The following is a 23,655-nucleotide window of genomic DNA, read 5'->3' as shown; positions in this document are numbered from 1 at the left end:
CTCTTTTTGTCATTTTGTCCGATATTTTTCTGTCAACTTTTTTCAGGACATGACAGCCAACAAAATCAACATTTCAACAACTCACCCCCCGAAGGGCATCCAAGGGCTGAAAGCCCGAATTAGTTCAGCCCCATCCTGCAAGGGTGGGGTATCGATGTCCGCACCCTATTCAGAGGGCTGAAAGCCTGAATGAAATTCATTCTTATTTGTTCTATTGCGGAATCCGGGATAAAAAAGAGGGTGTGTCAAAATGCAATGTTTGGGCACCCCCTCTTTAGGTGTGTAAGAATGGGTAAAAAGCAAGGCGCTAAGGATGAGGGTGAGGGAGCATACTAAGGGATGTGACCGAGCTCTCATTCCGCAAACAACGAAGCAGTTTGCCCGTTATGACACACCGCCGTATGATTTTGTTTGGTCGAGGTTTCACTTGTTTTGTTCCTCTGCAACCTCTGAGAGTGTAGTCCCGCCGGGAATCGAACCCGGATTTAAAGTTTAGGAAACTTCCGTTCTATCCATTGAACTACAGAACCATTAAAAGACCGGCCGACGGTTCAAGCGGTCGGCCGGCGGTCTCTTCCGATGCGACCTTTCTTTATTTCATTCTGCTCTCTACCACTTCCCAGTCGATGATGCTCCATACCGCTTCGATATGGTCGGCACGTCTGTTCTGGTAATCCAGGTAGTAAGCGTGTTCCCACACGTCGATACCGAAGATCGGTGTGTATCCTCTCCGTACCGGATTGGCGCCGTTGGCTTCCTGTGTGATCACTAATTTACCTTCTTTGTCGATGGATAAGAAAGACCATCCCGATCCGAACAAGGTTAAGGATGCTTCCGTAAACTTCTTTTGGAAGGCCTCGAAGCTGCCGAAATCGCGATTGATGGCTTCAGCAAGTTTGCCTTTCGGAGCGTTATGCTCTGTCTGAGGCTTGAACTGCAGGAAGTAAATCTCATGATTCAGCGCTTGACCGGCATTGTTGAAAATGGCACCGTCGGGAGCTGTTTGAACAATCTCTACGATGCTTTTTCCTTCGTATTCCGTACCTACTACAAGTTTGTTCAATGTATTTACATAGTTCTGTAAATGTTTACCGTAATGATATTCGATCGTCTGCTGGCTGATTACAGGTTCCAATGCATTCTGTGCATAGGGAAGCTTTGGTGTTTCAAAACTCATAAGTGTAATGCTTAAAAATGTAAAAATTAATGTTGATAAAATCGCTTTCATACAAGTGAATTTTATAAGTCGTTACAAAGATACTTGCTTTCGGATAAAAATGCAAATGCTCGCTTGAATATCTTTGAAGGGTTTAATGTTTTTTATTGGTTAAAAAGGGCTTGCATCACTTCGAGCGATTTTATCTCCGGGAAATCGGACAAATGAAGACGGTAGTAATCAAGAATATGTCGGATGATACGGGTGCGCTCTGTTCGGGAAAAAGAGAACACCGACATATTTTGGAAATTCATTTTTAACAAACGGGCAAAGACGAGGCTCTCGTCCCTGTCTAAATAATGATTGTGTTCGGGAAGAGTGTCCGAAAACGAACCGTTCAGCATATCGAAATATTGCCCTTCGGCATACCATTCTTTATTGGGATGGATACCGAGATAGTTCGATAGCCGGAAGAGAAATGCGAGGTGGAAGTTGGCGATGCCTTCGTCGGCGATTTCGAGCCAACGGATGGCGTGGTACAGGTAGTTGAACAGGGGCTTGTTCGCTTCCTTTTCCTGAATGACCCGGTAGAGGACTTCGGACAGAAACAAGGCTTCGGCGTTCTTTACAGGATGCTGATGGAGCTGCATCGCCAGAAAGGCCGGGCGGGCTTCATGGATGCGTTGGATATCTCTGTTGTTCAGATGTTCCACTTCCATATCGAGGACGGAAAGAGGCATCAGGAAAGCATGCGGAATCTTTGCCTTCTTACGGCGCGAGTTCGTCACCATGTAAGAAATACGCCCGAATTCTTCCGTATACATATTTATTATAATGTATTTGTCGTTGTACGGAAGGGTATGTAATACAATTCCCTTTGTTTTATGCAGCATCCCGATGCAAAAATAGTAAAAAAACGGATGTGGATGTCGGCTTCAGGGAAATGTGAGGCAGAGTATCAATATAGTGTCAACCTTTTTTAGGATATGACAATGATCGGACGCCTCTATATGAATGTATTGAACTCTCTTTATGGACTTGGCGGGCAAATACTCTTTCCGATATGACGGCATTATGCGGAAATTGCTTACTTTTGCGCATTCGTAATAAGTATTCAAATTCGTCTAAATATATGTCGGAACGAAAAGTAAGAGTGCGTTTTGCACCCAGTCCTACAGGGCCGCTTCATATCGGCGGTGTACGTACAGCCTTGTATAATTATTTGTTTGCCAAACAGCATGGCGGTGAGATGATTCTTCGTATCGAGGATACGGATACACAGCGATTTGTGCCGGGCGCGGAAGAATATATCATCGAGTCGTTTCAATGGCTTGGCCTTCCTTTCGATGAGGGTGTGGGCTATGGAGGAAAGTATGGCCCTTACCGTCAGAGCGAACGGAAGGAAATCTACAAACAATATGTAGACCGTTTGCTGGATGCGGGACTCGCTTACATTGCTTTCGATACGCCCGAAGAACTGGAAGCCAAGCGAAAGGAGATTCCGAATTTTCAGTACGACGCTTCGACGCGGATGCAGATGCGCAATTCTTTGACGCTTTCGGCCGATGAGGTGAAGTCGCTGATCGATGCAGGACATCGCTATGTGGTCCGTACGAAAATCGAACCGGGCGAAGACATCCATGTGAACGATCTGATACGTGGCGAAGTCGTGATCAATACCTCCATCCTTGACGATAAGGTGCTTTATAAATCGGCCGATCATTTGCCGACGTATCATCTGGCTAATATTGTGGATGACCATTTGATGGAGATTACCCATGTGATTCGTGGGGAAGAGTGGCTCTCGAGCGCTCCGTTGCATGTCCTGCTTTATCGTTATCTCGGCTGGACCGATACGATGCCTTGCTTTGCGCATCTGCCCTTGCTCCTTAAACCCGAAGGTGGCGGCAAGTTGAGCAAGCGCGACGGAGATCGTTTGGGTTTTCCCGTCTTTCCGCTCGAATGGCGTGATCCGAAGACCGGCGAAGTGTCATCGGGGTATCGCGAGAGCGGTTATCTGCCTGAGGCCGTAATCAATTTTCTGGCGTTGCTCGGATGGAATCCCGGAGATGATCGCGAACTGATGGCGATGGACGAACTGATTTCGCTTTTCGATCTGGCTCATTGCAGCAAGAGCGGTGCGAAGTTCGACTACGAGAAGGGCAAATGGTTCAATCACCAATATATCCGTAAACGTAGCGACAGAGATATTGCCGTCATGTTTCGGCCGGTTCTCGAAGAGCATGGCGTTGTCGGTACGGATGAGGCTTATGTCGAAAAAGTCGTCGGACTGATGAAAGAGCGCGTGAGTTTCGTGCCCGAACTGTGGGAACAGACGTATTATTTCTTTGTCGCGCCGGAGACGTACGACGAGAAAACGCGCAAGAAACGCTGGAAGGAAGACAGTGCGGCGCAGTTGACGGAATTGATCGAGGTGTTACGCCGTCGCGAGCCGTTCGATGTAGCGGGTACCGAAGAATATGTGAAAGCATGGATTGCCGAGAAAGGGTACAATCTCGGGAATATCATGAATGCCGCGCGTCTGGCGCTTGTGGGGCAAGGCATCGGGCCGCAAGTGTTTCATATCACCGAAGCGATCGGAAAGGAAGAGACGATTCGGAGAATCGGCCGGGCGATAGAAGTATTAGGTTGATGCGTCACGTTTACACACTGGCATTGCATCTGTATGCGTTTGCCGTCGAATTGTCTTCGTTCTTCCACCGTAAGGCGCGGATGACGCGCGTGGGGCAGTGGCATACGAACGGCATCCTGCGGAAAAAGATCGACCGGAATGCCCGATATATTTGGTTTCATGCCGCGTCGCTCGGTGAGTTTGAGCAGGGGCGTCCTTTGATGGAGGCGATTCGAAAGCGCTATCCCGACTATAAAATTCTGTTGACGTTCTTTTCGCCGTCCGGCTACGAAGTGCGTAAGAATTACGACGGGGCGGATGTGATTTGTTATTTGCCTTTCGATACGCCGTATAAGGTGAGAAAGTTCTTACATCTGGCCAATCCGGCGGTGGCGGTCTTTATCAAATACGAGTTCTGGCTGAATTACCTGACGGAGTTGAAAAAAAGAAACATTCCGACGTACCTCGTTTCCGGTATCTTTCGGCGTGAACAACTATTTTTCAGGTGGTACGGAAGCTGGTACCGGAAAGCGCTTACCTGTTTTGAGCGTCTGTTCGTGCAGGACGAAGCGTCGCGAAGTCTGCTGGCGGAGTTCGGGATTACGAACGTTCAGGTGTGCGGAGATACGCGTTTCGACCGGGTGCTGGCCGTGCAACGGCAGGCACGCGAACTTCCCGCGGTGAAAGATTTTGTAGGAGACGGGACTTCGCTGATTCTGGTCGCAGGCAGTTCGTGGCCCGAAGATGAGTCGATCATCATTCCGTATTTTAATACGCATCCGGAAGTGAAATTGATCATTGCGCCGCATGAAATCCCGCGGGAGCATTTGCTGTATATCGAATCGCTCCTTCATCGTCCTTCCATCCGTCTTTCTGAGACGAATGATCAGCCGGTAGCCGGTAAGGACTGTCTGATTATCGACAGTTTCGGTTTGCTCTCGTCCATTTATCGTTACGGAGATGTGGCTTATGTGGGGGGGGGGTTCGGAAAAGGGATTCACAACACGCTCGAAGCCGCTGTTTACGGCATTCCGGTACTGTTCGGGCCCAAATATCAGAAATTTCGCGAAGCGCATGAGCTGATTGCCTGCGGTGGCGGATTCTCCTTACAGGATGAAGCCGCATTTATAGCCCGCATGGATGCATTTATCGGCAAGCCGGAACAGCGTGCGGAGTCCGGACGAATCGTCGGTGATTATGTGCAGCGCAACAGCGGGGTAACCGATCGGATTCTTCAGGAGATGAATGTATCTTTAAAGACTCATGCTAACTGATTCGATAGACGAAGACGGTAAACCTGAAAAACCGATAGGCATCGAAAAAAATCCGATAGGCATCGGATCTAAAAGCGATAAGCATCGGATTGGGAACCGATACGTATAAATGGTGAGAACACTGTCGTATGCTTTTCAAAAACGAGTCCCTATCTCTCTTTGAATATCCGGTCGTTGTCGAGCAGGGTACGGGTGTCCCGAATAAACTGGCGGTAACTTTCCCGTTGTCCGGACGGTAGCGGAAGCGTATCGGCCACTGAGGGCGGTAGAATGCGATAGTTCGGCATAGCCACCCATACCGGTGTATAGTACGGACAAATCTCGATTTGTTCGTTTTTCTTTTCTACGTCGAGCGTAACGATCAGTCCGCCGTTTTTGTATCGGTCGCGCTGATTTGATACGAAGTTGCCCAGCGAGTAGACTGTCACGGAGCGGACGATGCTGTCCGTATCGTATCCGGCCTCGAAAGGCTGAATCACGTGCGGATGGCTGCCCATCACGATTTCCGTCCCGTAGCGATGACATAGCTCCGCCAGCTTCCGTTGAGTATGATTGGGCTTTCGTACGTACTCGTCGCCCCAGTGAAAGAATACGATGATGCAATCCGTTTCGGAGCGGTCGATCCGCTTTAAATCGTTTTGGATAGCTGTCGTGTCGATCAGGTTTACGATCGTTCCCTTAGGGATGGGAACCCCATTCGTGTCGTACGTATAGTTGAGCAGCGCAAACCGGATTCCTTTGACCTCGAAACGCAACGGGTGATTCATACGATATCGCGTACTGTCAATGAACGCGCCGGTATGAACGATACCCAGCGAGTCGAAACGTGCCGTCATGTACTCGATTCCTGTTCGCCCGTTGTCACAAATATGATTATTGGCCATCACCACGGCGTCGATACCGATATGGCGAATCGCGTCCGCCAGTTGTGCCGGAGAACGAAACATCGGATAGCCCGTATAACGCGACGTGGGCGTGAGCGTCGTTTCGAAATTCAGCATGGCGAAGTCTGCTTCTTCGAAGATCGGTTTGACGTAACGAAACGTCTCCGAGTAGTCGAAGGTTCCGTCCGGCCGACGGGCGGCGCGAACTTGTGGCATGTGCTGCATCAGATCGCCGGCAAAGACGAGTCTTGCCTGTTGCGGTTCATCGACCTGTTGTACTACGCCGTCGGGCGATGCATGGTTTTTCTCCTGATTCAATGTGCACCATGCCACATAGCCGGTAACGGCTGTGGCCAATGTAAGTGCCGGAATCAGTATGCTTTTGGAGAGAAAATGCATCAATCTTCCGATTTATACCATGAAGCGTACATGTGATAATTCCGTGCGATCTTTTGATTGATCTCTTTCGATTGCTCCGGATCTACTTTCTTTACGAACTTCGCGGGGGCTCCGGCGTAGATGCTGCCCGGCTCTACCTGCGTGTTGCTTAGTACGACCGATCCCGCCGCCACGATGGCTCCTTCGCCGATCACCGCGTGATCGAGCACTACGGCTCCCATCCCGATCAGTGCCCCGTCGCATATCTTGGCTCCGTGAATCGTAACATTATGCCCGACCGACACATTGTCGCCAATCTCGATCGTCGACTTTTCATATAAAGTATGAAGTACCGAACCATCTTGTATGTTGACCCCGTTCCCGATACGGATCGAGTTGACATCGCCGCGTAATATCGCACCGAACCAGATGCTGCATCCTTCACCAATCACCACATCTCCGATAATGGTTGCATTATCTGCCAGAAAAGTGTCCTTCCCGATAGAGGGTACAAAACCCCGAACTGATTTTACAAGTGCCATTTGTTACATTATTATGAATGAATTCTTCCGTGTTGATTCGGCACAAAGATAGATAAAAAGAACCGAATCCCTTTGTTCGGGTAAAAATATATCGGAAAGTTTTGTAAGTAATAAAACTATCCGTACTTTTGTGCCCGATTTTTACGGATGAAATAAAAAATAAAATAAGCATTAAAGTAATAATTTATGATTGTAGTTCCATTAAAAGAAGGCGAAAGCATCGAAAGAGCATTGAAGAAGTTCAAAAGAAAGTTTGAAAAAACAGGGGTTGTAAAAGAGCTGAGAAAACGTCAGGCTTTTTCCAAACCTTCCGTTGAAAAAAGAAAAGAACGTATTCGTGCGATTTACGTGCAGCAATTACAGCAGGCTGAAGAGTAATCATCCGTTTTTTTTACCACCTTTTTTGGTTTAATAAAAAAAACTCCTTATATTCGTCGCGTTAAAACAATGCGGCGTGAATACGTTTATTAAGCCATTTTTAAGTTACCTTCGCTATGAGAGGGGCTACTCGGCTCTTACCGTAGCGGCATATGAGCGGGATCTGCTTCAGTTTGAAGCGTTCGTCCGTGCGAATGCGGAAGGGGCAGCGATTGATGTTCGGTTGATCGATGCGGATTGTGTTCGTTCGTGGATGGTTTCTCTTTTGGATAGGTCAATGGCTTCCAGCTCGGTCAACCGCAAGCTGAGTTCGCTGAAATCGTTCTTTAAGTTTTTGTTGAAGCAGGGAGTGTTGTCTGAAAGCCCGGTACGTTTGTTGGTCGGGCCTAAGATGTCGCGCCCTTTACCTTCTTTTGTGAAAGAGAAAGAGATGGCGGATTTGCTTGACGGTTCTTCCTTTGATTCCGATTTTGAGGGTAGCCGTGATCGTCTGTTGCTTGAAATGTTGTATCAGACAGGTCTCCGGCGCTCGGAGCTTGTCGGAATTCGGCATGCCGATGTTGATATGGAAGCCATGCAGCTCAGGGTGAACGGTAAGCGTAATAAGCAGCGTATCATTCCGTTTGCGGAGCGCTTAAAAGAGATGATTGTACATTATATCTCGGAGAAAGAAAAAGAAATTTCTGTCGATGATTCCATGCATCTCTTTGTGCGGAAAAATGGCAAGCCTTTGACGGGGTCTATCGTCTATCGTATCGTCAGGGAACGATTGTCCGGTGTCCCGATGTTGGCAAAATGCAGTCCGCATGTGCTCAGACATTCTTTTGCAACGAGTATGTTGAATGACGGAGCGGAGTTGAATGCCGTGAAAGAGTTGCTCGGACACGGCAGTCTGGCTTCTACCTCTGTCTATACGCATATTACTTTTGAAGAATTAAAAAAAATGTATCATGCTCATCCAAGAGCAAAAAAGTAAGGAGGTAAATTATGGAAATCAGAGTTCAAGCAATTCATTTTGATGCAACCGAGCGTTTGGAAGCGTTTATTCAAAAAAAAGTTTCAAAACTGAATCAGTATCATGACGGCATTTTGGGGGCAGAGGTGGCTTTGCGTGTTGTGAAGCCAGAGTCTGTTCAAAACAAACAGGTTGGGATTCGTTTAAAGATAAAAAACAACGATCTTTTTGCCGAGAAAGTAAGTGATACATTCGAAGAAGCTGTTGACGATGCAGTTGTTGCTTTAGAGAAGCAATTGATCAAAGTGAAAGAAAAAAGCAGGGCAAAGTAAAAAAAAAAGGTGGAAATTTGCTACGTAATAAAATAATGTCTAAATTTGCAGCCGTTTCGCTTACCACGAAGCGGCTCATTTTATGCGAAAGGCCTCTTTAGCTCAGCTGGCCAGAGCACGTGATTTGTAATCTCGGGGTCGTTGGTTCGAATCCGACAAGAGGCTCGAAAGAGAAGAGTGAGCGAATAGAAAAATAGTTTTTGAACAGGTTGCTATTATATTATAGTACATGCGTACATTTAAAAATATATGGTCTGTTTATAAACGAGTGTGTAATGCCTGTGTAGCTCAGCGGTAGAGCACTTCCTTGGTAAGGAAGAGGTCCCGAGTTCAAGTCTCGGCACCGGCTCAGATAAAATAGAAAGAAGAAAATTATTAATTATTACATAAAAGACAATTTGAGTTATGGCAAAAGAACATTTTAACAGGACAAAACCGCATGTAAACATCGGTACGATTGGTCACGTTGACCATGGTAAAACTACCTTGACAGCTGCTATTACAACTGTTTTGGCGAAGAAAGGTCTTTCTGAATTGCGTTCGTTCGATTCGATCGACAATGCTCCGGAAGAAAAAGAAAGAGGTATTACCATTAACACGTCGCACGTGGAATATGAGACGGCAAACCGTCACTATGCACACGTAGACTGTCCGGGTCACGCCGACTATGTGAAGAACATGGTAACGGGTGCTGCTCAGATGGACGGTGCGATCATCGTTGTTGCGGCTACTGACGGTCCGATGCCTCAGACTCGCGAACACATCTTGTTGGCTCGTCAGGTAAACGTTCCTCGTCTGGTCGTGTTTATGAATAAGTGCGATATGGTTGACGATGCTGAAATGTTGGAATTGGTAGAAATGGAAATGCGTGAACTGCTTTCGTTCTACAATTTCGATGGAGATAATACTCCTGTTATTCAAGGTTCTGCATTGGGTGGATTGAATGGAGATGCGAAATGGGAAGAAAAGATCATGGAATTGATGGATGCTGTTGATACTTGGATTCCGTTGCCTCCGCGCGATGTGGACAAACCGTTCTTGATGCCGGTTGAAGACGTGTTCTCGATTACGGGACGTGGTACGGTTGCTACAGGACGTATTGAAACGGGTGTGGTTCATACCGGAGATGAAGTTCAGATCATCGGTTTGGGTGCTGAAGGAAGAAAGTCTGTTGTGACGGGGGTTGAAATGTTCCGTAAGATTTTGGACGAAGGTCAAGCCGGAGATAACGTAGGTCTGTTGCTCCGTGGTATTGATAAGAATGAAATCAAGCGCGGTATGGTACTTTGCCATCCGGGACAGGTTAAACCTCACTCCAAATTTAAGGCAGAGGTTTATATCTTGAAGAAAGAAGAAGGTGGTCGTCATACGCCGTTCCACAACAAATATCGTCCGCAGTTCTATATCCGTACGTTGGACGTGACAGGTGAAATCTCTCTGCCGAGTGGGGTAGAAATGGTTATGCCCGGTGACAACGTGACGATCGAAGTGGAATTGATCTATCCTGTAGCATGTAACATTGGTTTGCGTTTTGCTATCCGTGAAGGTGGCCGTACGGTAGGTGCCGGTCAGATTACGGAGTTGATAGACTAATAAATCACACATACAGTCGGTTCGCCTATAACGGCCGACTGTACTTTACGGAAGTAGCTCAGTCGGTAGAGCACTGGTCTCCAAAACCAGGTGTCGGGAGTTCGAGCCTCTCCTTCCGTGCAATAAATAACAAATAATGAAGAGAGTAATAGCTTATATCAAAGACTCGTATAACGAGCTTGTACATAAGGTTTCTTGGCCGACGAAAGCGGAGTTGTCAAATAGTGCTGTCGTTGTTATGTTTGCTTCCCTTATCATAGCAGTACTTATTGGCGCCATTGACTTTGGATTTGAGGCTGTGATGAAATTCATCTACAGTTTATAAGGTTTTGTAATGTCAGATTCTCAACAAAAATTCTATGTTCTCCGCGCAATCAGCGGGAAGGAGAATAAGGTGCGTGAATATCTGGAGGCCGAAATGAGAAATTCGGACTTGGGAAATTATGTTTCTCAGGTACTTATCCCGACAGAGAAGACGTTCACCATGCGTAATGGCAAAAAGGTCGTCAAGGAGCGTGCCTATTTGCCCGGATACGTATTGGTGGAAGCCAATCTGGTGGGAGAGGTGATCCATCGTTTGCGCGAAATACCTCATGTAATCGGATTTTTGGGCGGGTTGGAAAACCCTGTTCCGTTACGTCCGTCGGAGGTGAGCCGTGTGTTAGGAACGCTGGATGAATTACAAGAACAACCGGAAGAACTCGATGTTCAATATTATGTAGGTGAAACGGTGAAAGTAACGTATGGACCTTTCAACGGTTTCAGTGGTGTCATTGAAGAAGTAAATGCGGAGAAAAAGAAACTCAAGGTGATTGTCAAAATCTTTGGACGTAAAACGCCCCTTGAATTAAGTTATGTACAAGTGGAAAAAGAGTAATCATTGTTACGAATGACGAGTACTTTTCCAAAATCTGAATTAAATATTAAATTAAAGAAAGATGGCGAAAGAAATTGCTGGACAAATTAAATTGCAGATAAAAGGAGGAGCGGCCAACCCTTCTCCTCCCGTTGGACCTGCATTGGGTTCCAAGGGAATAAATATTATGGAGTTCTGCAAGCAATTCAATGCCAGAACCCAAGACAAGGCCGGTAAGGTGTTACCTGTGGTAATTACCTATTATGCGGATAAGACGTTTGATTTTGTCGTAAAGACACCGCCTGTTGCTGTGCAGCTGCTTGAAGCCAGCAAGCAAAAGAGCGGATCGGCACAGCCCAACCGTAAAAAAGTGGCGCAAGTCACTTGGGATACGGTGAAGGCAATTGCGGAAGACAAGTTGGTCGATCTGAACTGCTTTACCGTTGAATCTGCGATGAAGATGGTCGCCGGTACAGCGCGAAGCATGGGTATTACGGTAACTGGGACATTCCCGGAAACGAACCATTAAAAGTCAATTGGAAGATGAGTAAAGTAACGAAAAATCGGAAATTGGCGGAGGGTAAGCTTGAAGAAGGGAAAATGTACACGTTACAGGAAGCTTCGGCATTAGTCAAAGAAATTACAACGACTAAATTCGATGCTTCGGTAGATGTGGATGTTCGTCTCGGTGTTGACCCCCGTAAATCCAACCAAATGGTGAGAGGGGTGGTATCACTTCCTCATGGGACAGGTAAAGAAACAAGGGTTCTTGCATTGTGTACTCCTGATAAAGAAGCCGAGGCTAAAGCAGCCGGAGCCGATTATGTGGGACTAGATGAATATATCGAAAAAATTAAAGGTGGATGGACCGATATCGATATCATCATCACGATGCCCGCAATCATGGGTAAAATCGGTGCATTAGGACGTGTGTTGGGCCCTCGCGGCTTGATGCCGAATCCTAAGAGCGGAACGGTAACGAATGAAATTGGGAACGCCGTGAAAGAGGTGAAACAAGGCAAAATCGATTTTAAAGTCGACAAAGCCGGAATCGTTCACTCTTCCATCGGTAAAGTATCTTTCAGCCCGGAGCAGATAAGTGGAAATGCGAAAGAATTTATTTCAACACTTATCAAATTGAAACCGTCGGCTGCCAAAGGTACCTATATAAAGAGCATTTATCTTTCTAGTACAATGAGTCCGGGTATTAAGGTTGACCCGAAGACGGTTGAAGATTAATTACTTTAAAGTTTAGGAACAAATGAAAAAGGAAGATAAAAGTATCGTTGTTGAACGGTTGACCGAAACATTGAAAGAATATGCGAACTTCTACTTGACGGACATCGAAGCATTGGATGCGGAGAAGACGAGTGCGTTGAGAAGAGTTTGTTACAAAGAAAATGTAAAGTTAGTCGTTGTAAAAAATACTTTGTTTAAAAGGGCTTTGGAGTCCATGGACGCGGATTATTCGGCCTTGTATGAAACCCTCAAGGGAAATACGGCCGTTATGTTTTCGAATGTGGTCAATGCTCCGGCTCGCTTGATGAAGGATTTTACAAAAGGCATGAAGGGAGAGGTGAAACCTCAACTGAAAGCCGCCTATGTACAAGAAAGCTTCTACATAGGAGCAGAGAACCTTGATGCCCTGGCAAGTCTGAAGAGCAGAGAAGAGATGATTGGAGATTTGATTGGATTGTTGCAGTCACCGATCAAGAATGTGATGTCTGCTTTGCAGTCTTCATCCGGACAAGCTATTCATGGTATTTTACAAACTCTCGAGAAGAGATGAAAATTTAATTAACAGAATAATAATCATTTAAATCATACAAAAATGGCAGATTTGAAAGCTTTTGCAGAACAATTAGTAAATCTTACCGTAAAGGAAGTGAGCGAATTAACGACGATTTTGAAAGAGGAATACGGTATTGAGCCGGCAGCCGCAGCCGTAGCGGTAGCAGCCGGTCCGGCAGCAGGCGCAGCAGCCGCTGAAGAGAAATCTTCTTTCGATGTAGTGCTGAAGTCCGCTGGTGCGAATAAGCTGGCAGTCGTTAAATTAGTGAAAGAGTTGACCGGTCTGGGCTTGAAAGAAGCAAAAGATATGGTTGACGGTGCTCCGAGCAACGTAAAAGAAGGTGTGGCTAAGGCCGAGGCTGAAGATTTGAAGAAAAAGTTGGAAGAAGCAGGAGCAGAAGTTGAGCTTAAATAGTGTCTATAGCCTGATAAACAGGTGATTTGGTTAAGTCTCCCCGTAAGTCGGGGATTCTTAACCTTTTTGTGTCTATTTCATTACAAGTTCAAAAACAATTCCTAACTACTAACTAAATGTCTTCTGCAGCTCAAACTCAAAGGATAAATTTTGCTTCGATAAAGAACTTCCTCGCTTATCCGGACTTTCTCGAAGTACAATTGAAGTCATTTCAAGACTTTTTACAACTTGATACGCCGCCCGAAAAAAGAAAAAAGGAGGGCTTGTATAAAGTGTTTTCCGAAAACTTCCCTATCGCGGATACACGAAATAATTTCGTGTTGGAGTTTTTGGATTATTATGTAGATCCGCCCCGGTATTCGATTGACGAGTGCATTGCGCGCGGATTGACCTACAGTGTTCCGTTAAAAGCCAAACTTAAATTATACTGTACCGACCCGGAACACGAAGATTTCGACACGGTAATTCAGGATGTCTACCTGGGCCCAATTCCTTATATGACGGATCGCGGGACGTTTGTGATAAACGGTGCCGAACGTGTTGTCGTATCACAGTTACACCGTTCGCCGGGTGTATTTTTCGGACAGAATACGCATGCCAACGGGACGAAATTATATTCTGCCCGTATTATTCCGTTCAAAGGTTCATGGATTGAGTTTGCAACGGATATCAACAACGTGATGTATGCCTACATCGACCGTAAGAAAAAGCTGCCTGTAACAACCTTGTTGCGTGCTATCGGTTTCGAAAGCGATAAGGATATCTTGGAGATATTCAACTTGGCGGAAGAAGTCAAAGTAAACAAAACGAACTTAAAGAAATATATCGGGCGAAAATTGGCTGCCCGCGTGTTGAAGACATGGGTGGAAGATTTTGTCGATGAAGATACGGGCGAAGTCGTTTCTATCGAGCGTAATGACGTGGTTATCGACCGTGAAGCGGAACTGAGCGAAGATAATATCAATGAAATCATTGATTCGGGGGTACAACATATTTTGTTACACCGCGAAGATCAGAATCTGGCCGATTACGCGATCATTTACAATACGCTTCAGAAGGATCCGAGTAACTCGGAGAAGGAAGCCGTATTGTATATTTATCGTCAGTTACGTAATGCGGAGCCCGCTGATGAAGCCAGCGCACGAGAAGTAATTACGAACTTGTTCTTCTCCGAAAAGCGTTATGATTTGGGAGATGTGGGACGTTTCCGCATAAATCGCAAGTTAGGATTGACTACCAGCGAAGATATCAGGGTCTTAACGAAAGAAGATATTATTGAAATTATCAAATATCTGATTGAACTGATTAATTCGAAGGCAGTTGTAGATGATATTGACCATTTGAGTAACCGTCGTGTCCGGACGGTTGGTGAGCAGTTGTATAACCAGTTTGGAATCGGGCTGGCGCGTATGTCGCGTACCGTTCGTGAACGGATGAATGTTCGTGATAACGAGGTGTTCACTCCGATCGATCTGATCAATGCCAAAACGATTTCGTCGGTTGTGAACTCTTTTTTCGGGACGAACGCGTTGTCGCAATTTATGGATCAGACGAATCCGTTGGCAGAGATTACCCATAAGCGTCGTTTGTCGGCTTTAGGTCCCGGAGGTCTCTCGCGCGAACGTGCCGGGTTTGAGGTGCGTGACGTTCATTATACGCATTACGGACGTCTTTGTCCGATTGAAACACCGGAAGGTCCGAATATCGGCTTGATTTCTTCGCTTTGTGTGTATGCGAAAATCAATGAGTTGGGATTCATCGCTACTCCTTACCGTAAGGTCGAAGAAGGAAGAGTGGATTTCTCGGAAGAGGCTTTGGAATATTATACGGCCGAAGAAGAAGAGAATAAGATCGTAGCCCAAGGAAATGCCCCGTTGGATGATAACGGACGTTTTGTGCGCGATAAGGTGAAATCGAGGTATGAAGCCGACTTCCCCGTGGTAGAACCGGAGAAGGTCGATTTGATGGACGTTGCTCCGACCCAAATCGCTTCGATTGCGGCGGCGTTGATTCCTTTCCTCGAACATGATGATGCGAACCGTGCCTTGATGGGATCGAACATGATGCGTCAGGCCGTACCGTTGATTCGTACCGATGCTCCGATTGTCGGAACCGGTATTGAAGCACAGGTGGCTCGTGATTCGCGCACCCAGATTATCGCAGAAGGAGAGGGCGAAATCGTCTTTGTAGACGCTACTTGTATCAAGATTAAATATGACCGCACGGAAGATGAGGAATTTGTAAGCTTCGAAGATGCGGTGAAAACGTATATCATTCCGAAATGGCGGAAAACGAACCAAAGTACAACCGTCGATTTGCGCCCGATTTGTCGTTGCGGTCAACGCGTAAAAGCCGGGGATATCCTGACGGAAGGTTATTCGACACAAAACGGAGAGCTTGCTTTGGGACGTAACGTTAAAGTGGCTTATATGCCGTGGAAGGGATATAACTATGAGGATGCCGTAGTACTGAATGAACGCATGGTTCGTGAAGATTTCTTTACGTCGGTTCATGTGGATGAGTATATCCTGGAAGTGCGTGAAACGAAGCGTGGTATGGAAGAGTTAACTTCCGATATCCCGAACGTGAGTGAGGAAGCCATCAAAGACCTCGACGAGCGTGGTATCATCCGTGTAGGCGCACACGTTAAACCCGGCGATATCCTGATCGGAAAGATCACGCCGAAAGGAGAGTCCGATCCTTCTCCCGAAGAAAAGTTGTTGCGTGCGATTTTCGGCGACAAGGCCGGCGACGTAAAAGACGCTTCCTTGAAAGCGACGCCTTCGTTGCAAGGGGTCGTTATTGAAACGAGCCTGTTCTCGAAGATGGTGAAAAAACGCAATTCTCGTATGTCCGATAAGGCTGTACTGCCGAAGCTGGACGAAGAATACGAAGAAAAGATGGCCGCATTGAAGAGCTTGCTCGTCGATAAGTTGCAGGAACTCACGAACGGCAAAACCTCGCAAGGCGTAAAAGACTATTTGAATACGGAGGTTATTGCCCGTGGCGCCAAATTCTCGCGTAAAGCCTTGGAAGAGTTGGATTATAACACGGTGCAGGTAAGCAAATGGACGACTGACGCCCATAAGAATGAGCTGATCAAGCAGCTGATTGTTAATTATCTGAAGAAATATAAGGAATTAGATGCCGAATTGCGCCGGAAGAAGTTCGATCTCACGATTGGAGATGAGCTGCCTACCGGAATCGTGCAGATAGCCAAAGTTTACATTGCCAAGAAACGTAAGATTCAAGTCGGCGATAAGATGGCCGGGCGCCATGGTAATAAAGGTATCGTTTCGAAGATTGTACGTCAGGAAGACATGCCTTTCCTTGAGGACGGTACGCCGGTGGATATCTGTTTGAACCCGTTGGGTGTACCTTCGCGTATGAACCTCGGACAGATTTTTGAAGCCGTTTTGGGATGGGCCGGAAAGACGCTCGATGTGAAATTCGCTACGCCGATTTTCGACGGAGCATCGATCGACGATTTGAATGAATGGACTGATAAAGCAGGCATACCGCGTTATGGTAAGACCTACTTGTATGACGGCGGCACGGGAGAGCGCTTTGACCAGCCGGCAACGGTAGGAGTTACGTACTTCTTGAAGTTGGGACACATGGTCGACGACAAGATGCACGCTCGTTCCATCGGTCCGTATTCATTGATTACGCAGCAACCGTTAGGAGGTAAGGCGCAGTTTGGTGGTCAACGTTTCGGAGAGATGGAGGTTTGGGCGATCGAAGCCTTCGGGGCCGCTCACATCTTGCAAGAAATCTTGACAATCAAGTCGGACGATGTAGTCGGCCGTTCGAAAGCATACGAAGCGATTGTGAAAGGCGAGAATATGCCTAAACCGGGTATTCCCGAGTCGTTGAATGTATTGCTTCACGAGTTGAGAGGCCTTTGTTTAAGTCTTACATTAGATTAAAGATAACTCTTTATAAAATAGAGAAAAATATGGCTTTTAGAAGAGAAAATAAGATAAAGAGTGAGTTTACGAAGATTACCATCGGACTGGCTTCGCCGGAAGAGATTCTTGAAAACTCGTACGGAGAGGTATTGAAGCCGGAGACGATCAATTACCGTACGTACAAACCCGAACGCGACGGTTTGTTCTGCGAACGGATTTTTGGCCCGGTAAAAAATTACGAATGTTATTGCGGAAAGTATAAACGTATTCGTTATAAGGGAATTGTTTGTGACCGATGCGGAGTGGAAGTAACGGAGAAGAAGGTGCGCCGTGAGCGTTCCGGACATATTCAGTTAGTCGTTCCGGTGGCACATATCTGGTATTTTCGTTCTTTACCGAATAAGATCGGTTATCTGCTGGGACTACCTACCAAGAAGATGGATTCGATTATCTACTATGAACGATATATCGTGATCCAGAAAGGGGCGGCAGAAGGTGTTAATGATATGGACTTATTGTCCGAAGAAGAGTATCTGAATATCCTCGATACGTTACCGAAAGAAAACCAAATGCTTGAAGATTCCGACCCGAACAAGTTTATTGCAAAAATCGGTGCAGAAGCGATTTACGACTTGCTTGTTCGTTTGGACTTGGATACCTTATCGTACGATTTGCGTCATCATGCAACGACAGACACGTCGCAGCAACGAAAGAATGAGGCACTGAAACGTTTGCAGGTGGTTGAATCGTTTCGTGCGTCGAAAGGCCGGAATAAGCCGGAATGGATGATTATTAAGGTGGTACCTGTCATTCCGCCGGAATTGCGTCCGCTTGTTCCGCTGGATGGAGGTCGTTTTGCCACTTCCGATTTGAATGATTTATATCGTCGCGTGATTATCCGTAACAACCGTCTGAAACGGTTGATTGATATCCGCGCCCCGGAAGTTATTCTTCGAAACGAAAAGCGTATGTTGCAGGAGGCGGTCGATTCATTGTTCGATAATTCGCGCAAGTCAAGCGCCGTGAAAACGGATGCCAACCGTCTGTTGAAGTCGCTTTCAGACAGCTTGAAAGGAAAACAAGGACGTTTCCGTCAGAATCTGTTGGGTAAACGTGTCGACTATTCTGCACGTTCGGTCATTGTGGTCGGCCCCGAATTGAAAATGCACGAGTGCGGTCTGCCGAAAGGTATGGCTGCCGAGTTATATAAGCCGTTTATCATCCGTAAGTTGATTGAACGCGGCATTGTGAAGACGGTCAAATCTGCCAAAAAAATCGTAGATCGCAAAGAACCGGTCGTATGGGATATTCTGGAATATGTGATGAAAGGACATCCGGTCTTGCTGAACCGTGCTCCGACGTTGCACCGTTTGGGTATTCAGGCGTTCCAGCCCAAGCTTATCGAAGGAAAGGCTATTCAGTTGCATCCGTTGGCTTGTACGGCGTTCAATGCCGACTTCGACGGCGACCAGATGGCTGTCCATTTGCCGCTCGGTAATGAGGCCGTGCTGGAAGCTCAGATGTTGATGCTTGCCTCGCATAATATCCTGAATCCGGCGAATGGTGCTCCAATTACGGTGCCTTCTCAAGACATGGTGCTTGGTTTGTACTATATCACGAAGCTCCGGCGAGGAGCGCGAGGCGAAGGCCTTGTGTTCTATGGTCCTGAAGAGGCGATGATTGCATACAACGAAAAGAAGGTGAATATTCATGCCCCGATTAAGGTCTATGTGAACGATTTGGATGAAGAGGGAGAAACGGTCAGGAAGATGGTGGAAACTTCTGTCGGTCGTTTGATGGCCAATGAATATGTACCGGATGAAGTCGGATATATTAATGAAGTTTGGGGAAAGAAAGCGCTGCGCGATATCATCAGCCGGGTGATCAAGGCATGTGGTGTGGCTCGTACGGCTCAGTTCCTCGACGACATCAAGAATTTGGGCTATTATATGGCTTTCAAGGGCGGTTTGTCGTTCAATTTGGCCGATGTGTTGATTCCGCCGGAAAAAGATGATATCGTGAAAGAAGGCTATGATGAAGTAGAGCAGATCACGGCGAACTATAACATGGGTTTCATCACGAATAACGAGCGTTATAATCAGATTATCGATACGTGGACACACGTCAACAGCCGTTTGTCGAAGACCCTGATCGATCAACTTAGCGCTGACGACGATGGATTCAACTCGATCTACATGATGATGGATTCGGGAGCGCGTGGTTCGAAAGAGCAGATTCGTCAGCTTTCGGGTATGCGTGGATTGATGGCCAAGCCGCAAAAGAGCGGAAGCGACGGCGGACAGATTATTGAAAACCCGATTTTGTCGAACTTTAAAGAAGGATTGTCGGTGCTGGAGTACTTTATCTCCACGCACGGTGCTCGAAAAGGTTTGGCGGATACAGCGTTGAAGACGGCCGATGCCGGCTATCTGACCCGTCGTCTCGTCGACGTGTCACATGATGTGATCATCAATGAGGAAGACTGCGGCACATTGCGCGGGCTGACTTGTACGGAGTTGAAGAACAACGAAGAAGTGATTGCATCGCTTTACGAACGCATCCTTGGCCGTGTATCGGTTCACGATATTATCCATCCGATTACGGGTAGAATCATCGTTAAGTCGGGTGAGGAAATTCGTGAGAAGCAGGCGACCGAGATACAAAACTCGCCGATCGAGAGCGTTGAAATTCGCTCGGTGCTGACCTGCGAGTCGAAGAAAGGCGTTTGTGCGAAGTGCTACGGACGTAACCTGGCAACGGGACAAATGGTGCAGAAAGGTGAAGTAGTCGGTGTGATTGCCGCACAGTCTATCGGTGAACCGGGAACACAGTTGACGCTTCGTACGTTCCACGTCGGTGGTATCGCGTCGAATATTGCAACGGAAAACAGTCTCGTTTCGAAATACGACGGAGTACTTGAGATTGATGAGTTGCGTGCCGTAGAGTCCGAAACGGAAAAATGTAAGATTGTAGTCAGCCGTTTGGCGGAACTTCGTATCGTAGATCCTCATACGAAGATCATCTTGCATAATCATAATATCCCTTACGGATCGAAATTGTTCTTCGATCATGGAGCGATGATTCAGAAGGGAGATAAGATTATGGAGTGGGATCCGTTCAATGCCGTGATTGTCTCGGAAGTTGCAGGAAAGCTTTCTTTCGAAAGCATGGATGAAAATGTGACTTATAAGGTAGAAAGTGATGAAACGACCGGTTTGAAAGAGAAGATCATCATCGAATCGAAAGATAAGACGAAGATACCGGCCGCACATATTTTGAATGCCGACAATGAGCCGCTGAAGAATTACTCGTTGCCTTTGGGCGCCCATGTGGTGAAAGAAGAAGGCGATATGATCAAAGCGGGTGAGGTGCTGGTAAAGATTCCGCGCGCGGTAGGTAAGACCGGTGATATCACGGGTGGATTGCCACGTGTTACGGAATTGTTCGAAGCGCGCAACCCATCTAATCCGGCTATTGTTTCGGAGATCGACGGTGAAGTCAGCTTCGGAAAAATCAAACGCGGTAATCGTGAAATCATGGTGACCTCGAAGCTTGGGGAAGTGAAGAAATACATGGTTCCCTTGTCGAAGCAGTTGCTGGTGCAGGAAAACGATTACGTACGTGCCGGTATGCCGCTTTCCGACGGAGCGATTACTCCTTCCGATATTTTGGCGATCAAAGGTCCGACCGCCGTTCAGGAGTATATCGTGAACGAGGTGCAGGATGTGTATCGTCTGCAGGGAGTGAAGATTAATGATAAACATTTTGAGGTGATTGTTCGTCAGATGATGCGCAAGGTCGAAATCGTAGATCCGGGAGATACTCGTTTCCTCGAGCAGCAAGTCGTTGACAAGCTCGAAGTGATGGAAGAGAATGACCGTATCTGGGGTAAGAAGGTGGTGACGGATGCCGGTGATTCGGCGACACTCAATGCGGGACAGATTGTCACGGCGCGTAAACTCCGCGACGAGAACAGTATGCTGAAGCGTCGCGACAAGCGACCGGTAGAAGCACGGGATGCCGTTCCTGCAACGACGAACCAGATCTTGCAGGGAATCACACGTGCAGCTTTGCAGACTACCAGCTTTATGTCGGCCGCATCGTTCCAGGAAACGACCAAAGTGTTGAATGAAGCCGCGATCTGTGGAAAGATCGACCGTCTCGAAGGATTGAAAGAAAATGTAATCTGTGGTCATTTGATTCCGGCCGGAACGGGTCAGCGTGAATTTGAAAAGCTGACCGTTGGTGCCAAGGATGAATTTGACCGGATCGCAGCCAGCCGCGCCAATGTGGTCGACCTTTCGGATGTGAAGATGGATAAATAAAAGTTCATTCTTAACAATGCTCTTATGCTGGATAAGAATCAAAAAGCGCTTATAGCCATTGCGGAGGGGCAGGATATCTGCCTTCTCCCCAAAATGGCGAATCGTCATGGGCTGATTACGGGAGCTACCGGAACGGGAAAGACGTGCACCTTGCAAAATATGGCTGAAACTTTCAGCAGTATGGGCATTCCCGTGTTTGCCACGGATATCAAAGGCGATCTTTCTGGGATTAGCAGGCCGGGAGGCAGCAATCCGAACCTACAAAAAAATGTCGATCAGCATCGTTTGACAGAAAAAGGCTTCGAATATCGTGGCTTTCCGGTATGTTTTTGGGATATTTTCGGAGAGCAGGGACATCCGTTACGTACAACAGTCTCCGAGATGGGACCGATGCTCCTCAGCCGCCTGCTGGACCTGAACGACGTACAGAGCAGTGTGCTCACGATCGCTTTCCGTATTGCCGACGATGAGCAGCTTTTGCTGATCGATCTGAAAGATTTGCGTAAGATGCTCGAACATCTCGGTACGGAACGAGACAAATATACGGTGTCGTACGGTAATATTTCGCCGGCCAGCATCGGAGCGATTCAGCGTGGGTTGTTGGCGCTTGAGGAACAGGGGGGCGACGTATTCTTCGGAGAACCCGCATTGGATATCTTCGATTTTATGCAGACGCAGGGCGGACGGGGCCTGATTAATGTGCTCGCGGCCGACAAGCTGATCCACTCGCCTAAAGTGTACACATCCTTTTTGTTATATCTGCTTTCCGAGCTTTTCGAGCAGTTGCCCGAGGTCGGTGATCTGGACAAGCCCAAACTGGTCTTCTTCTTCGACGAAGCGCATATGCTTTTCAATGATATCTCGAAAGCCTTGTTGGAGAAAATCGAACAAGTTGTTCGCCTGATCCGTTCGAAGGGGGTAGGGGTTTACTTCTGCACGCAGAATCCGCTTGATGTGCCTGAAACGATTCTGGGACAGATGGGAAATCGCGTGCAACATGCCTTGCGTGCCTTTACGCCTCGCGACCAGAAGGCGGTGGCTACGGCCGCGTCGACCTTCCGACAGAATCCCGCATTCGATACGAAGAAAGTCATTACGGAGCTTGGGGTAGGGGAAGCGCTTGTTTCGTTCCTTGACGAAAAAGGTAGCCCGACGATCGTTGAACGTGCAGTCATCCTTCCTCCCGAAGGGCAAGCCGGCCCGGTTACTCCGGACGAACGTCGACGAATGATGCAAACCTCGCTCGTGTTCGGCAAATATGAACGATCGGTAGACCGTGAATCGGCATTTGAGATTCTATCCGAACGATTGGCCCGAACGCGGCAGGCACAGGAAGAAGCCATGCGCCAGAAAGAAGAGGCCAAGCAACAAAAGGAATTAGAGCGCCAGCAACGCGCCGAACGTGTCGAGCGTGAGCGGTTGGAGCGTCAGCGCAAGCGTGAGAAAGACAATAGCGTGATGGGGAGTTTGACCAAGATGGCTTCGACTAAGGCTAAGCGCGAGGTTGTTAATACCTTGTTTAAATTTGGTCGTGGCTTGTTAGGATCGCTGATGAAGTAGATTCATGTTTTTCGTATCTTTGCTATCCAAACCCACGATTGGGGCAGGTTGTAATCGTTTTCTGCGCTGTATCTGAAATAGGCAGAACTTTGCGAGAAGAATAAATACAAGAGGGTGTGTCAAAATGCAATATTTGGGCACACCCTCTTTAGGTGTGTAAGAATGGGTAAAAAGCAAGGCGCTAAGGATGAGGGTGAGGGAGCATACTAAGGTATGTGACCGAGCTCTCATTCCGCAAGCAACGAAGCAGTTTGCCCGTTATGACACACCGCCTTTGTTTTTTCATGAGAGGGGATATCTTATTTTACGTTTGTGTCAAAATTTGATTTTTTTACTCTTTTTTCATGGGAATTATTTGGATGTCGTTTAAGAATCTGTTATATTTGCAGACGAAGAATGAGTAAAGCCGCATTGTTAGATTGGGAAACTCATCAGATAAAATACAATTCCGAGACACGCTCTTGGCGCTGATGGCGGGCTGCAATTCCTTGTGAATGCTTCGGCACAGCAGATTACAAAGGCGTCAAAGGCACTCAAAACCTGTCATACGGAGTTTGTTCATATCGGCAGTGCGGCCTCCTATAAAGAGAGAGCTTTCTCAAAATGAGAGAGCTCCTTTTTTGTATATACATTTCGTCACGAATACGGCATCATTCGATCAGTCTCCCAAACG

19 protein-coding genes and 4 tRNA genes are annotated in these 23,655 nt (G+C 47.1%); 18 read left to right on the top strand and 5 right to left on the bottom strand.

The annotated features are described in order from the left end of the window. Positions 1–458: 458 nt before the first annotated feature. The 3 genes from Q4A89_RS04350 to recO all read right to left on the bottom strand — a co-directional run bounded on the left by Q4A89_RS04350 (position 459) and on the right by recO (position 2,049). Positions 459–530, bottom strand: a tRNA-Arg gene (locus Q4A89_RS04350). A gap of 62 nt (positions 531–592) precedes the next feature. After that, positions 593–1,177, bottom strand: coding sequence for a superoxide dismutase (locus tag Q4A89_RS04345; protein ID WP_303184025.1), 585 nt, complete (start codon positions 1,175–1,177; stop codon positions 593–595). A 143-nt stretch (positions 1,178–1,320) separates the two neighbouring features. Continuing rightward, positions 1,321–2,049, bottom strand: a complete 729-nt coding sequence (gene recO / locus Q4A89_RS04340; RefSeq protein WP_303184024.1) for a DNA repair protein RecO — start codon at positions 2,047–2,049, stop codon at positions 1,321–1,323. 239 nt (positions 2,050–2,288) lie between these two features. On the opposite strand from recO, the gene gltX reads away from it, so the two are divergent. After that, the gene (gene gltX / locus Q4A89_RS04335; RefSeq protein ID WP_303184023.1) at positions 2,289–3,809 is read left to right on the top strand and encodes a glutamate--tRNA ligase; all 1,521 of its coding nucleotides are present in this window, start codon (positions 2,289–2,291) and stop codon (positions 3,807–3,809) included. Continuing rightward, complete coding sequence (locus tag Q4A89_RS04330; RefSeq protein WP_303184022.1) at positions 3,809–5,062, top strand: 3-deoxy-D-manno-octulosonic acid transferase; 1,254 nt, start codon at positions 3,809–3,811, stop codon at positions 5,060–5,062. The genes gltX and Q4A89_RS04330 overlap by 1 nt, the downstream gene beginning before the upstream one ends. 149 nt (positions 5,063–5,211) lie before the next feature. Here Q4A89_RS04330 and Q4A89_RS04325 read toward each other — a convergent pair whose 3' ends face one another. Together Q4A89_RS04325 and Q4A89_RS04320 are read right to left on the bottom strand one after the other, a co-directional pair. After that, positions 5,212–6,345, bottom strand: coding sequence for a CapA family protein (locus Q4A89_RS04325; RefSeq protein ID WP_303184021.1), 1,134 nt, complete (start codon positions 6,343–6,345; stop codon positions 5,212–5,214). After that, the gene (locus Q4A89_RS04320; RefSeq protein WP_303184020.1) at positions 6,345–6,866 is read right to left on the bottom strand and encodes a gamma carbonic anhydrase family protein; all 522 of its coding nucleotides are present in this window, start codon (positions 6,864–6,866) and stop codon (positions 6,345–6,347) included. The genes Q4A89_RS04325 and Q4A89_RS04320 overlap by 1 nt, the downstream gene beginning before the upstream one ends. 186 nt (positions 6,867–7,052) lie before the next feature. Here Q4A89_RS04320 and rpsU point away from each other — a divergent pair, with 186 nt between their 5' ends. The 16 genes from rpsU to Q4A89_RS04240 all read left to right on the top strand — a co-directional run bounded on the left by rpsU (position 7,053) and on the right by Q4A89_RS04240 (position 22,982). After that, positions 7,053–7,244, top strand: coding sequence for a 30S ribosomal protein S21 (rpsU, locus tag Q4A89_RS04315; protein ID WP_124750742.1), 192 nt, complete (start codon positions 7,053–7,055; stop codon positions 7,242–7,244). Positions 7,245–7,320: 76 nt separating this feature from the next. Continuing rightward, complete coding sequence (locus Q4A89_RS04310; RefSeq protein WP_303184019.1) at positions 7,321–8,220, top strand: tyrosine-type recombinase/integrase; 900 nt, start codon at positions 7,321–7,323, stop codon at positions 8,218–8,220. Positions 8,221–8,231: 11 nt separating this feature from the next. After that, positions 8,232–8,531, top strand: a complete 300-nt coding sequence (gene raiA, locus Q4A89_RS04305; protein WP_303184018.1) for a ribosome-associated translation inhibitor RaiA — start codon at positions 8,232–8,234, stop codon at positions 8,529–8,531. Positions 8,532–8,622: 91 nt separating this feature from the next. Beyond that, positions 8,623–8,696, top strand: a tRNA-Thr gene (locus Q4A89_RS04300). A gap of 112 nt (positions 8,697–8,808) precedes the next feature. Next, positions 8,809–8,880 (top strand) — tRNA-Thr (locus Q4A89_RS04295). A gap of 56 nt (positions 8,881–8,936) precedes the next feature. Further along, positions 8,937–10,124 carry an elongation factor Tu gene (gene tuf, locus Q4A89_RS04290; RefSeq protein ID WP_303184017.1) on the top strand — a complete coding sequence of 396 codons (1,188 nt, stop codon included), beginning with the start codon at positions 8,937–8,939 and terminating at the stop codon, positions 10,122–10,124. 47 nt (positions 10,125–10,171) lie between these two features. Further along, positions 10,172–10,244 (top strand) — tRNA-Trp (locus Q4A89_RS04285). Between the two features lie 16 nt (positions 10,245–10,260). Next, complete coding sequence (gene secE / locus Q4A89_RS04280) at positions 10,261–10,449, top strand: preprotein translocase subunit SecE (protein WP_014225270.1); 189 nt, start codon at positions 10,261–10,263, stop codon at positions 10,447–10,449. Between the two features lie 9 nt (positions 10,450–10,458). Next, positions 10,459–11,001: a transcription termination/antitermination protein NusG gene (nusG, locus tag Q4A89_RS04275; protein ID WP_303184016.1), complete on the top strand. Its 543-nt coding sequence runs from the start codon at positions 10,459–10,461 to the stop codon at positions 10,999–11,001. Positions 11,002–11,062: 61 nt separating this feature from the next. Next, a complete protein-coding gene (rplK, locus tag Q4A89_RS04270) occupies positions 11,063–11,509 on the top strand; it encodes a 50S ribosomal protein L11 (protein WP_014225272.1) in 447 nt (148 codons plus the stop codon). Positions 11,510–11,523: 14 nt separating this feature from the next. Beyond that, the gene (gene rplA, locus Q4A89_RS04265) at positions 11,524–12,219 is read left to right on the top strand and encodes a 50S ribosomal protein L1 (protein ID WP_124750747.1); all 696 of its coding nucleotides are present in this window, start codon (positions 11,524–11,526) and stop codon (positions 12,217–12,219) included. Between the two features lie 22 nt (positions 12,220–12,241). Continuing rightward, positions 12,242–12,769: a 50S ribosomal protein L10 gene (gene rplJ, locus Q4A89_RS04260; protein ID WP_303184015.1), complete on the top strand. Its 528-nt coding sequence runs from the start codon at positions 12,242–12,244 to the stop codon at positions 12,767–12,769. Between the two features lie 42 nt (positions 12,770–12,811). Continuing rightward, positions 12,812–13,186 carry a 50S ribosomal protein L7/L12 gene (gene rplL, locus Q4A89_RS04255; RefSeq protein WP_124750749.1) on the top strand — a complete coding sequence of 125 codons (375 nt, stop codon included), beginning with the start codon at positions 12,812–12,814 and terminating at the stop codon, positions 13,184–13,186. A 116-nt stretch (positions 13,187–13,302) separates the two neighbouring features. Continuing rightward, the gene (gene rpoB, locus Q4A89_RS04250; protein WP_303184014.1) at positions 13,303–17,115 is read left to right on the top strand and encodes a DNA-directed RNA polymerase subunit beta; all 3,813 of its coding nucleotides are present in this window, start codon (positions 13,303–13,305) and stop codon (positions 17,113–17,115) included. Positions 17,116–17,144: 29 nt separating this feature from the next. Beyond that, positions 17,145–21,422: a DNA-directed RNA polymerase subunit beta' gene (gene rpoC, locus Q4A89_RS04245; protein ID WP_303184013.1), complete on the top strand. Its 4,278-nt coding sequence runs from the start codon at positions 17,145–17,147 to the stop codon at positions 21,420–21,422. A gap of 24 nt (positions 21,423–21,446) precedes the next feature. Next, positions 21,447–22,982: a helicase HerA-like domain-containing protein gene (locus tag Q4A89_RS04240; protein WP_303184012.1), complete on the top strand. Its 1,536-nt coding sequence runs from the start codon at positions 21,447–21,449 to the stop codon at positions 22,980–22,982. The last annotated feature ends 673 nt before the right edge of the window (positions 22,983–23,655 follow it).

This window comes from Tannerella sp., from assembly GCF_030528505.1.
Taxonomy (GTDB): domain Bacteria; phylum Bacteroidota; class Bacteroidia; order Bacteroidales; family Tannerellaceae; genus Tannerella.
Note: the sequence above shows the minus strand (reverse complement) of the source record. Positions and strands in the feature narration are given on the sequence as shown.

Excerpts from the sequence above, each read along its gene's own strand:
- Q4A89_RS04345 (WP_303184025.1), bottom strand. The coding sequence starts at position 1,177 with ATGAGTTTTGAAACACCAAAGCTTCCCTATGCACAGAATGCATTGGAA.
- recO (WP_303184024.1), bottom strand. The coding sequence starts at position 2,049 with ATGCTGCATAAAACAAAGGGAATTGTATTACATACCCTTCCGTACAAC.
- gltX (WP_303184023.1), top strand. The coding sequence starts at position 2,289 with ATGTCGGAACGAAAAGTAAGAGTGCGTTTTGCACCCAGTCCTACAGGG.
- Q4A89_RS04330 (WP_303184022.1), top strand. The coding sequence starts at position 3,809 with ATGCGTCACGTTTACACACTGGCATTGCATCTGTATGCGTTTGCCGTC.
- Q4A89_RS04325 (WP_303184021.1), bottom strand. The coding sequence starts at position 6,345 with ATGCATTTTCTCTCCAAAAGCATACTGATTCCGGCACTTACATTGGCC.
- Q4A89_RS04320 (WP_303184020.1), bottom strand. The coding sequence starts at position 6,866 with ATGGCACTTGTAAAATCAGTTCGGGGTTTTGTACCCTCTATCGGGAAG.
- rpsU (WP_124750742.1), top strand. The coding sequence starts at position 7,053 with ATGATTGTAGTTCCATTAAAAGAAGGCGAAAGCATCGAAAGAGCATTG.
- raiA (WP_303184018.1), top strand. The coding sequence starts at position 8,232 with ATGGAAATCAGAGTTCAAGCAATTCATTTTGATGCAACCGAGCGTTTG.
- tuf (WP_303184017.1), top strand. The coding sequence starts at position 8,937 with ATGGCAAAAGAACATTTTAACAGGACAAAACCGCATGTAAACATCGGT.
- secE (WP_014225270.1), top strand. The coding sequence starts at position 10,261 with ATGAAGAGAGTAATAGCTTATATCAAAGACTCGTATAACGAGCTTGTA.
- nusG (WP_303184016.1), top strand. The coding sequence starts at position 10,459 with ATGTCAGATTCTCAACAAAAATTCTATGTTCTCCGCGCAATCAGCGGG.
- rplK (WP_014225272.1), top strand. The coding sequence starts at position 11,063 with ATGGCGAAAGAAATTGCTGGACAAATTAAATTGCAGATAAAAGGAGGA.
- rplA (WP_124750747.1), top strand. The coding sequence starts at position 11,524 with ATGAGTAAAGTAACGAAAAATCGGAAATTGGCGGAGGGTAAGCTTGAA.
- rplJ (WP_303184015.1), top strand. The coding sequence starts at position 12,242 with ATGAAAAAGGAAGATAAAAGTATCGTTGTTGAACGGTTGACCGAAACA.
- rplL (WP_124750749.1), top strand. The coding sequence starts at position 12,812 with ATGGCAGATTTGAAAGCTTTTGCAGAACAATTAGTAAATCTTACCGTA.
- rpoB (WP_303184014.1), top strand. The coding sequence starts at position 13,303 with ATGTCTTCTGCAGCTCAAACTCAAAGGATAAATTTTGCTTCGATAAAG.
- rpoC (WP_303184013.1), top strand. The coding sequence starts at position 17,145 with ATGGCTTTTAGAAGAGAAAATAAGATAAAGAGTGAGTTTACGAAGATT.
- Q4A89_RS04240 (WP_303184012.1), top strand. The coding sequence starts at position 21,447 with ATGCTGGATAAGAATCAAAAAGCGCTTATAGCCATTGCGGAGGGGCAG.